A 10,379-nucleotide genomic window follows, 5' to 3' on the forward strand; every position below is an offset into this window, starting at 1 on the left:
CTCCTCCTTTTGAAATTTAGTTCATTGGATTTTGTTGTTTGGTTTACTAATTGGCAAATTGCTGTTGAAATGTTGGTGCTAAAGTATATTTGATTTCCCCACCCTTATTTGGATTCTTCATCGACAAATCAAGTTGAGAATAATTATGCGGATCTGTAGGTGGCAGTGGAATCAAAAGCTGTTTGAGCCGGTAGAAAATATATTTTACTATTGACTCTATTGGGATACCATCTGGCCTTCGAAAAGAAAGCAATTTTTTGTCGTTGAACTCAATTGCTATATATTCCGAAGGTCGTCTTTGTATTTTGATGATCCCTCCGATGGAATTTGTGGCATAGCGTTCAGCCACGATTTTTTCCAGCAGAGACGCTATAACTTCTTCAATCTTCACTGCCTCCTCGATACTTACTGTCACAATTGACATCCTCATTTTCCGTTCCTCCTTTGATTTGCCCTCAAAATTTGAGGGGATAGCCCCCGCGGCGCGGGGGGAATGAAAGTAATTAGAACTTATATTATTTTAAAGATTTTGTCAACCCAGTGTATGTTATAGTACGCCAACTAAACTCAATTTAAGTGGTTAATTTTTTCACCAAAGCGCCGAGAAAATATTCGCAGTATTCGCATACAACATTCGCATATAATAAAAAGAGGCAGCTGGGGTGTGGCAGCTGCCTTGTAAAATTGGTGGAATTCTGGAAGAGGGGGACGAGGATATAATTATCTAGGCATTGCCTAGTAATTGGCGCCCTGAGCCGCGTTCGGTTCAGGGTGGAGAATGAAAGGACTATATGTGATCAGTTAATAATGTTTTATTAACTGGAATTTTCGCCCTGACTTATGTCAGGGCTGGAGAAAAGGTAGCGAAATTTCCTCCGGCCAAAAAGAATTATATTCCTTAATCAGTTAATCAATGATTAACTGTTATTTTCGCGGAACCCGCAATAAACAGGTTCCGGAAATTGCTATGCACTAACGCTCTCTAATGCGTTTTGCACATAGGTTGTCGATAAGGACTCAGATAGTAAACTTTCGCTCTCTTATGCTAAGTTCCCCTGTCCTTAGTTTTGCACATAGGTTGTCGATAAGGACCCAAGATAGTAAACTTTCGCTCTCTTATGCTAAGTTCCCCTGTCCTTAGTATTAATTTTATAGTATTACAGAGAAATTACAAGTTTTTTACCATGTATGTTTTCCACAGCTTGTAGCCCAGTTTTTTATAATATTCCCTGACCCCAATTCCAGATATGACGGCGATTTTTTTAAATCCTTGCCCTTTTGCGATTTTTTCAGCTTCTAAGATTAATCGTTTACCCAGGCCAGCGTGCTGAACTTCATGCTTTTTTGAATTCAAAGGAATTAAAATGCCGTAAGTGTGAAGCTCGCGGATTAAGGCCGCATCTTTTAATTCAGGTAATTCTTTTAATAAATTTTGATCGGGTTTTTGGGCAAGCCTTAATCTTAAGAAAGCAAAAAGAGTTTTTCCATCTTTTGATTCATAACCTAAAAAGTATTCCAAACCATCTGAAGCTTTATATTTTCTAATTTTTAATTTTAATCCTTTTAAACTAAAAGTTGTGTTTCTGGCTTCACGGCAGCGGATGCACTGGCAAATTTGCCCAGTTTTTTTAAATTCCTCCTGAATAAGCTGGCGTAAATTGGAAATTTTATTGCCAGCTAAAATGCTTTCTCGGGGTATGTCGCGTATTAATCTGCTGATTCTGACATAAGGCGGAATGATTTCTTTTATTTTAATAATTAAATTTAATAATTGTTTGTCAGTATATGGCTTGTATTTGCCTTGTTTAAACCATTTGTAAAGTTCAGAAGTTTTTGTGACCACGCATGGATAAATTTTTAGCATGTCTGGCTGAAAATTTTGGTCAGAAAATATTTTTTTAAACATTGCTAAATCACGGCTAGGAGTTGAACCTGGCAGATTTGGCATCATGTGATAAGAAATTTTAAACCCAGCGTCTTTGAGCAGTTTTGTAGCATTAATAGTTTGTTTAACTAAATGTCCGCGTTTATTTAATTTTAAAATTTTATCATCAATTGTTTGCACGCCAATTTCTACACGCGTGGCCCCAAGTTCGCGCATGCGTTTGATTTCAGCCGCATTAATATAGTCAGGCCGAGTTTCTAAAGTTAACCCAATAACTCTGTATTTAGCTTTTTCATTTAATTTTTGCGCCAGGGCCAGGTTTTTAGAGATCTTACCATTAAACCCGTCAAAACAGCGTTTAATAAACCAGTCTTGGTATTTTTTCGGTAAATAGCTCCAGGTTCCGCCCATGACAATTAATTCGCATTTATCAGTATCATGGCCAGTCATTTTAAGCGCATTAAGACGCAGTTTGACTTGTTTAAATGGATCAAACTTACATAAAATAGCGCGCATAACAGCTGGTTCATTGGATAAATATGATTTTGGCATTTTGCTTTCAGATGGGCAAAACAAACAATGGCCTGGGCATTTATACGGCTTGGTTAAAACAGCAATCGGCGCTACGCCGGACAAGGTGCGTATGGCTCTTTTTTTCAGTAATTTCTCCAGTTTTTCCTGCCTTTTAATGCTTCCATGTTTAAGCAAAATATGATAAGCTGAAAGCAGTTTGATTTTCTCTGGAGGAGGAATATGAAAAGCTCCTGCGAAAATACGAATATCACGATTTAAAGCCAACTGGCTTGTAATTTTCGTTTTTAGCAGTTTAATTACGATATTTTGATAAATTTTATTCATAAAAGGATACTAATCTACGAATGGGCTACTAATCTACTAATGGTAATGGATTATTTAACTTATTAGTAGATTCGTAACAGATTAGTAAATTAGTAACATAATCACATGAAAACTGCAGTGGCCATGAAAATCCTGGCCAAGAACAAAGAAATATACGACCAAATCGCAGCAGACTTTGCTGAGACCAGAAACAAAATCTGGCCTGAGTTTGAGTATTTTAAAGGTTATTTGGCAAATGGTCAAGATATTCTGGATTTGGGCTGCGGCAATGCCAGGCTTTTGGAATTACTAAAAGATTATAAAATTAATTATCTGGGAATTGATTTTAGTTCTAAATTAATTGATGAAGCAAAAGCTAATTGGCCGAATTTTAATTTTATGGTTGGTGATATTCTGGATCTGAATTTAAAAGAAAAATACGACTTGGTTTTTTTAGTTGCTACCTTGCATCATATTCCTTCGCAAAAATTGCGGGAAAAAGTTTTGCTAAATGTTAAATCTGTTTTAAAGCCCAATGGCAAACTTTTAATGACCAACTGGAACCTGTGGCAAAAGCGCTATCTTAAATATATCATCAAGTACACGCTTTTAAAAATTTCTGAATCAGAAAATGGCATTGAAGATATTTTGCCAAAGGATTTAGACTTGCAGGATGTTTTTATTCCCTGGCAAAAAAAGCATCAACGATATATTCACGCTTTTACTGAAAATAATATTGCCAGCTTGCTGAAAAAAACAGGCTTTGAAATTATTAAAAATGTTTCCAATTCCAGAAATATAATTACAGTGGCGAAAATCAAAGAACAAACTGAAAAGGAAAAAAAGAAAATGGCGAAATTATTAACTAAAATTTAATAGTTGTATGTCTTGCCAAAATTTTGATATTATAGTAAAATATTCAATATAATTAAATAAAATAAACAAAATGGCGAAATTAGATATTAAAAATTTTAATATTACAGGCCTATATGATAATGAGTTGGAAGGCATTACTCAAGAGAAGGTAATCGAATTATTATCGATTACTGGCGATGAAGCAAAAAATTTATTTTTCTTGGGCATTGGATCTAATAGGGTTTTTGTAATACCAGATAGAAATTTAGAAATTAAGTTTGAGAGTAATAGGCTAATAGTAAATAATAAAACCGAAGGTAATGATAACCCAGAATTTATTATTGAAACATTTATTAAATTACAAGGCTTAATAGAGGAGTCTGAATTAAAAGCCTATGGGTTTAATCTAGATATAAACGCAACGGCTGATAATGAAATTGATTGGAATAAATTTTTAAATAATGATTTTTTGAAAAATATTAATGCCACAGATACTTTAATAAATGCGTCGATAAAAATAAAAAAACATTTACCCGATGATGTGATATCTGTACTAGAATTGATTCCCTCTGAAGAGAAGAATGTTATTGGCGTACATTTAAATAGGCATTTTAACTTGTCAGAATTAAAAAAAATGGAAATAATTGTAAGTGATTTTTTAAGCTTTATAAAAGAATCTATGGTTGATACAGACAAGCTTTTAACATTAAAATAATATGCAAGATAGAATAAAATACTTACAGATGTATACGTTTAATGAAAAATCTACATTATCATCCGTGGAGAGTCTTTTTGATAATGGTACTGAAAGTTATACTGATAAGAAAATTGCATCGGCAATTAGAATGTATACGGGTGAATATATACAGGATTTATCTTTAGATATAAGCATTTTGAAGCAAAGAATAAATAGTATGGAAAATTCTCTTTTGTCTCAAAAGAATATTTTTATTCAAAACTTACCTCTCGAAAGGATCACATTAATTCAAGCAATCCCACTATTGCTTGAGGAAAAAGACAGCCATTTTGTAATATCTAGTAGTGATTTGGATCTTTATGGTGAGGGTGATACTGAATTCGATGCAATTAAAGATTTTTCTCTGTGTATGGAGGAACTATATTTCGATTTAAAGGGGGAACGAGTTGAAGATTTGGGCACATTTCCTAAATTTATTTTAGATTTCTTAAATAAGATAGTAACCGAAAAATAATGAGATTAAAGGCGGCAAAAATACAGAAAGCTTTTAGTAAATTAGATCTTTTTATTAAAGAAGGAGATCATAAAATGGCTTGGTTTATTTATAATGGTAAAAAAGTACTTTATACAAAATTATCTCATGGCTCTGGTGAAGTATCCGCAACAGATAAAATAAGATGTCAATTAAAATTAAACGAGACTCAATTCCAAGACTTGATAAATTGTCCATTGAAGAAGGAAAATTATATTGAGATACTAAAATCTAGAAATTTAATAACTTAAAACAGGATAAAACATTAAAACTCCTTAGCCTAATCGGGTAGGGGTTTTTTGATTTTATTTATATTTTTTGCTAAAATTACCTTATGGATCTATCTAAACTCAAAAAAATTCACATCATTGGCATAGGCGGGATTGGGATTTCAGCTGTGGCCAAGCTTTTGTTAAGCCAGAATAAAATCGTGACTGGTTCTGATTTGCATGATTCAGAGATTATTGAAACCCTGAGAAATTTCGGGGCCAAGATTTTTATTGGTGAACATAAGGCCATGAATATTGGCAAGGATATTAATCTGGTAATTTATTCTGATGCTGTGCCAGAAGACAACCCCGAACGAGTACAAAGTAAAAAGTATAAAGTAGAAAGTATGAGTTACTTCCAGTTTTTGGGCCAATTCAGCAAAAACAAATACACGATTGCCATTTCTGGCTGTCATGGCAAAACAACTACAACTGCCATGGCTGGTTTGCTTTTAGAAGCAGGTAATTTTGATCCCACAGTGATTGTTGGTTCTAAAGTCAAAGATTGGGATGGGAATTTAAGAATTGGCGATAGCGAGTATTTTGTGGTTGAAGGCGATGAATACAAGGCCCACATGATGGAATTAAATCCCAAAGTGATTATTTTAAATAATATAGAATTTGACCATCCTGATTTTTACCGTGATTTAACCCAGTACATTGATACATTTCAGGATTTTGTTAATAAACTGCCTGAAGACGGCTATTTGATTTACAATCGGGATGATAAAAATATTACTGAACGTTTGGAAATGCCAAATTGCAATATCGCGACTTTTGCTTTGGAAGACCAGTCAGCTGATTTAATTGTCAAAAATATTAAAATAGAACATGGTCGCCAGATATTTAAACCAGTTTATAAAGGCCAGGAACTGCGCGACTTTAATCTGCAAGTGCCTGGCAAATTTAATATCTTAAATGCTTTAGGCGCCAGTTTAATGGCTTTGGAACTGGGTGTTAATGCTGATGTGGTGAAAAGCACTTTGGCTCAATACACAGGCGCCTGGCGCAGGTTTGAGATTATTGGTAAAATGTCTGGTTTAACGCCTGATAAAAATGGGGCTTTGGTGATTTCTGATTACGCGCACCATCCGACAGAAGTAGCTAAAACAATCCAGGCAGCCAAGGAATTTTATCCTGATAAAAGATTACTGGTTGTTTTTCAGCCGCACCAGATTCAGAGAACAAAATCTTTATTTGATGACTTTGTAAAAACCTTTGCTCAAAGCCCGGCTGATGTGGTGATTTTGTCTGAAATTTATGATGTGGCTGGCAGGGAAGAGAAAGATGTGACTAAAAGAATTAGTTCCAATGATTTACTTGATAAAATTATCTTAACTGAAAGCAAGAAATTAATTGCTGGAGTTAAGCCATCTTTATATTATTATGCTAGTGACTTAACTGAAACTAAGGCCAAAATTTTATCTGAAGTGCAGAGTAATGATGTGGTGTTGATACTGGGGGCGGGGGATATAGACAAAGTAGCGAGGGAATTAGTGTAAATTCAATTTTTAATTAATTATGATTGCTAAAGAAATAAAAAAAATTGCAAAGAATAGACTAAAAGATGCAGAAACCTTACTTCGTGCTAAACGATATGATGGTGCAGTATATATTTGCGGTTATGCAATAGAACTTTGTTTGAAAAAGCAAATATGTAAAAAATTACAATGGACTGAATTCCCACCCGGTCATAATTTTAATGATTATAAATCTTTAAAAACACATAATTTAGAAATATTATTAAGTTTTACAGGAAAAGAAAGTAAGGTTAAAAAACAATTATTCGCGGAATGGTCCATTGTATCACAATGGGATCCAGAATCAAGATATAATCCAATTGGTAATATTAAGAATAAAGAAGCAAAACAAATGATAAATTCAGCCAAAAAAATATTAAAAGAACTATGAAAGAATTAATAAAAAAATTTCAAAAAATTGAACAAGAACTTTCACAAGAAAAGGGTGAATTTGAGTTATTTGCTCTTTTTCAGACTGATTTTTCAATAAATAAATGGGATGTGGTTATTGCTGCTCCATGGATTATTAAAAATAAAAATATTGCTCTTTATTTAATTGTCGAAAAGATAAAGAAAGAATTAAAGGAAAATCTTATAAAATTATCAAAAGTAGTCCTAATTGATGAAAACAATCTAGCCTTAAAAGCGGTACAACAAGCAGTGCATACCGAACATAATTCTGTAGAGATTTTAAATAGCAATTTTTTTGGATTACAAATAAAACATGCCTTTATAATTACATCAAAAAAGATAAAACAATAAATTGAATTATGCAAAAACCATATTTCAAAGATAAAGATTTTACGCCATGGATTTAGATTTAAACACAAAAATAGCAGAAAGATATAAAAATTTATCGCAAAAGATTAGAGTTTTAACAGAGGATTGGGTAGATAGGAAAGTTTTTTGTCCCAACTGTGGCCATTTAGACATTGATAGGTATGGTAACAATACACCTGTTGCAGATTTTTTCTGCTCAAATTGTCGCGAGGATTATGAATTGAAAAGTAAGAAAGATTCTATTGGATCAAAAATTGTCGATGGTGCGTATCGAACAATGATTGAGCGATTGCGAAGTGCAGACAATCCCAATTTTTTTCTACTAAATTATGATTTACTAACCTTTTCTGTTTTGAATTTCCTTGTTATCCCCAAGCATTATTTTACTCCAGATATTATCGAAAAGCGTAAGGCTTTATCTCAAACAGCAAGGCGTGTCGGTTGGGTTGGATGTAATATTTTATTGCAAAGTATCCCCGAATCAGGGAAAATTTTCTTTGTAAAAAATCGTAAAATTGAGCCAAGACAAAATGTTATAGCAAATTGGCAAAAAACTTTATTTTTAAGGGAAGAGAAAGAAATTGACGCAAAGGGTTGGTTATTGGATGTTATGAATTGTATTGATAAATTAGCGATTAAAGAATTTTCCCTAGATGAAATTTATGCATTTGAAGATATCTTGAGTAAAAAACATCCAGAGAATAAACATATTAAAGATAAAATTCGTCAGCAATTACAAATATTAAGGGATAAAGGATACTTAAAATTTATAGGGCGTGGCCATTATGTATTGTCTTAAATAATATGGAAATTACTATTAGTCCATTATTGGCAAAAATATTTCTAAGAATTAATCGATTCGGAAAAGTTTTAATTGTGTGCAGGGGATATAACGAAGATTACAAGAATTTTACCGAACTCGTATGGGAAGATGATAAGGATTTGGATTTTTACGACCGGAAAACTTATCCTGAGTTTCAGCTCTGGGTTATATAAGAAAATAATTAGTAAAAAAAATATTTGAGATTGCTAAATAGAATTATTTTTTATGTTTTTTGATATATTAATTGCCATTGCGGATAAAATACTGCCTGAAGTAATTAAAAAGTTTATCCCCTTGGTTAAAATTCAACCTAGAAAAATAAAATTTACTGCCAGCGAATGGACATCTAATTTTTCTTTTTTTCTTTATAGTAGGTCTAAACAGGTTTTGTTTGACATTTACGTTTTGATTGAAATCGGAGATGCAAAATCCGAGGATTTTGAAATATCGAAAACGGATTCGCCAAAAGAATTAAAAATATCTATTGGAAACATCGAATTTAATTACGAAGTCCTTAGACTTAATTGTAAATATGAAAATAACGGAGAGTTTATTTTGCTTAAAATAGCACAAATAGATCCAGGGTATTTTATGCCATTTAATATATTAGCTAATATAGATAATAATATTAAGTTAAGAATCCTCAAATACTCAAAGAAGCAAGTTGGAGTATTGCAAAAATCACAAGCTGGAGCAGTTACATTTGAAATTCCTTTGAAGACAAAAGAAAAGATCAATTTAAAGAGTGTTAGTATATTAATGAAAAAAAATATCACATCACAGTTTACTAAATAAAATTATTTATTAAAAATAAACACTATGCCATCTCTTGAAGAATTAACAAATGAAATTGAAATAATTAAAAAACGCAATCAGCGGGTAGAAGCTGATAAGGCCTGGGAAACAAGTTGGACCAGAAAAATTATTATTTTGATTTTGACCTACATTGTTATTGTCGTATTTTTCTATTTCGCCCAACTACCCAAACCATTTATCAATGCTATTGTCCCTGCGCTGGCTTTTGTCTTGTCCACCTTAACTGTTCCGCTTTTTAAAAAGTGGTGGTTGAAAAAATATAATAAACATTCGTAGATTAGAATTTAATTTATTCGCATTATAATTAACTTAAACCTATGAAAAAACTTAGAAAAAATTGGGCACTGGGATTTTTAGGATTGCTTGCATTATATGGTTTCACCTATTTCCAAACCCATGAATTAATCAGCTTAATTTGGTTTGTCTGGATCGTCTGGTTTATTTGGTTTATACCAGTAGATAATAATTAATAAAACTATTTAAAATATTCGTAGATTCGCATTTATTCGTTAATTAGCATTATATAAATTATGAAAGAAGTTAACATTAAAGAAGCATTTGAGGCCTTAAAGCCGGAAATAATTTAACAAAAACATGTCTGATGAACTAATTGATATTTGTGATAAGGAGAATAATCTCACTGGCGAACAGAAAATGAAAAGTGAGGCGCATGAAAAGGGGCTCTGGCATAGAGCTGCTCATATTTGGATTTATAATTCTCAGGGCGAGGTTTTATTGCAATTAAGAGCCAAAGAAAAATTGCTTTTCCCTAATCTCTGGGATGTTTCAGTCGGAGGTCATGTGATAGCAGGTGAAGATCCAATTGATACAGGGATAAGAGAATTAGAGGAAGAAATTGGACTAAATGTTCAAAAAGATGATTTATATTTTTTCAAAATTATTAAAGACCAAGTAGTTTCTCAAGGCTTAAAGAATAATGAGTTTTATTATGTTTACTTTTTGAAATACGATGGTGATCCCCATAAATTAAAATTACAAGTTGAAGAAGTACAAGAAATTAAATTTTTCCCAATTGAAAAAATCACAAAAGAATTAAAAACAAAGCCTGAAAAGTTTGTCGCGCCGTATAGGGATTATTGGTCAGAAGTATTAAATGAAATTAAAAAAATAAATCCAAGGATATAATCCTCGGACTTATGTGTATCTCAACGAATAAATTCATTGAGCGTGATTAACTTAAATATAGCATAAAGTTTTAAAAAAATCAATAGGCTACTGTTAGGTAGCGTCCCCTTTTGCGACTGCTATTTTACAACTTTAAGCAATCGATTCCTGTAATGTCTGCGCCGGCAATTTCTATCGGCGCCTTGCCGTTTCTGTGTCTTCTTTTTTTACGGCAATCAG

General features: G+C 32.6%; 14 protein-coding genes. 12 read left to right on the plus strand and 2 right to left on the minus strand.

Features of this window, described 5'->3' with window-relative positions; all coding sequences use genetic code 11:
- Positions 1 to 46 precede the first annotated feature (46 nt).
- Together WC460_06085 and WC460_06090 are read right to left on the minus strand one after the other, a co-directional pair.
- Positions 47 to 415, minus strand: a complete 369-nt coding sequence (locus WC460_06085; protein ID MFA5188905.1) for a hypothetical protein — start codon at positions 413 to 415, stop codon at positions 47 to 49.
- A 753-nt stretch (positions 416 to 1,168) separates the two neighbouring features.
- The gene (locus WC460_06090; GenBank protein MFA5188906.1) at positions 1,169 to 2,743 is read right to left on the minus strand and encodes a tRNA uridine(34) 5-carboxymethylaminomethyl modification radical SAM/GNAT enzyme Elp3; all 1,575 of its coding nucleotides are present in this window, start codon (positions 2,741 to 2,743) and stop codon (positions 1,169 to 1,171) included.
- A 105-nt stretch (positions 2,744 to 2,848) separates the two neighbouring features.
- On the opposite strand from WC460_06090, the gene WC460_06095 reads away from it, so the two are divergent.
- The 12 genes from WC460_06095 to WC460_06150 all read left to right on the plus strand — a co-directional run bounded on the left by WC460_06095 (position 2,849) and on the right by WC460_06150 (position 10,160).
- Complete coding sequence (locus WC460_06095; protein ID MFA5188907.1) at positions 2,849 to 3,598, plus strand: class I SAM-dependent methyltransferase; 750 nt, start codon at positions 2,849 to 2,851, stop codon at positions 3,596 to 3,598.
- 70 nt (positions 3,599 to 3,668) lie between these two features.
- Positions 3,669 to 4,292, plus strand: a complete 624-nt coding sequence (locus WC460_06100) for a hypothetical protein (protein ID MFA5188908.1) — start codon at positions 3,669 to 3,671, stop codon at positions 4,290 to 4,292.
- Position 4,293: 1 nt separating this feature from the next.
- Positions 4,294 to 4,788: a hypothetical protein gene (locus WC460_06105; protein ID MFA5188909.1), complete on the plus strand. Its 495-nt coding sequence runs from the start codon at positions 4,294 to 4,296 to the stop codon at positions 4,786 to 4,788.
- On the plus strand, positions 4,788 to 5,057 hold the full coding sequence (locus WC460_06110) for a hypothetical protein (GenBank protein MFA5188910.1): 270 nt from the start codon (positions 4,788 to 4,790) through the stop codon (positions 5,055 to 5,057). The genes WC460_06105 and WC460_06110 overlap by 1 nt, the downstream gene beginning before the upstream one ends.
- A gap of 83 nt (positions 5,058 to 5,140) precedes the next feature.
- Positions 5,141 to 6,577 (plus strand): UDP-N-acetylmuramate--L-alanine ligase, encoded by a 1,437-nt coding sequence (gene murC, locus WC460_06115; GenBank protein ID MFA5188911.1) that lies wholly within the window; start codon positions 5,141 to 5,143, stop codon positions 6,575 to 6,577.
- A 19-nt stretch (positions 6,578 to 6,596) separates the two neighbouring features.
- On the plus strand, positions 6,597 to 6,986 hold the full coding sequence (locus tag WC460_06120; protein ID MFA5188912.1) for a HEPN domain-containing protein: 390 nt from the start codon (positions 6,597 to 6,599) through the stop codon (positions 6,984 to 6,986).
- Complete coding sequence (locus WC460_06125) at positions 6,983 to 7,357, plus strand: hypothetical protein (GenBank protein ID MFA5188913.1); 375 nt, start codon at positions 6,983 to 6,985, stop codon at positions 7,355 to 7,357. The genes WC460_06120 and WC460_06125 overlap by 4 nt, the downstream gene beginning before the upstream one ends.
- A 46-nt stretch (positions 7,358 to 7,403) precedes the next feature.
- On the plus strand, positions 7,404 to 8,174 hold the full coding sequence (locus WC460_06130; GenBank protein ID MFA5188914.1) for a DpnI domain-containing protein: 771 nt from the start codon (positions 7,404 to 7,406) through the stop codon (positions 8,172 to 8,174).
- Positions 8,175 to 8,423: 249 nt separating this feature from the next.
- The gene (locus tag WC460_06135) at positions 8,424 to 8,993 is read left to right on the plus strand and encodes a hypothetical protein (GenBank protein ID MFA5188915.1); all 570 of its coding nucleotides are present in this window, start codon (positions 8,424 to 8,426) and stop codon (positions 8,991 to 8,993) included.
- A gap of 24 nt (positions 8,994 to 9,017) precedes the next feature.
- On the plus strand, positions 9,018 to 9,290 hold the full coding sequence (locus WC460_06140) for a hypothetical protein (protein ID MFA5188916.1): 273 nt from the start codon (positions 9,018 to 9,020) through the stop codon (positions 9,288 to 9,290).
- Between the two features lie 41 nt (positions 9,291 to 9,331).
- Positions 9,332 to 9,484 (plus strand): hypothetical protein, encoded by a 153-nt coding sequence (locus tag WC460_06145; protein MFA5188917.1) that lies wholly within the window; start codon positions 9,332 to 9,334, stop codon positions 9,482 to 9,484.
- 124 nt (positions 9,485 to 9,608) lie between these two features.
- Positions 9,609 to 10,160 carry an NUDIX domain-containing protein gene (locus WC460_06150; GenBank protein ID MFA5188918.1) on the plus strand — a complete coding sequence of 184 codons (552 nt, stop codon included), beginning with the start codon at positions 9,609 to 9,611 and terminating at the stop codon, positions 10,158 to 10,160.
- Positions 10,161 to 10,379 lie beyond the last annotated feature (219 nt).

This window comes from Patescibacteria group bacterium, from assembly GCA_041651155.1.
Taxonomy (GTDB): domain Bacteria; phylum Patescibacteriota; class Patescibacteriia; order CAIXNZ01; family CAIXNZ01; genus JAPLYF01.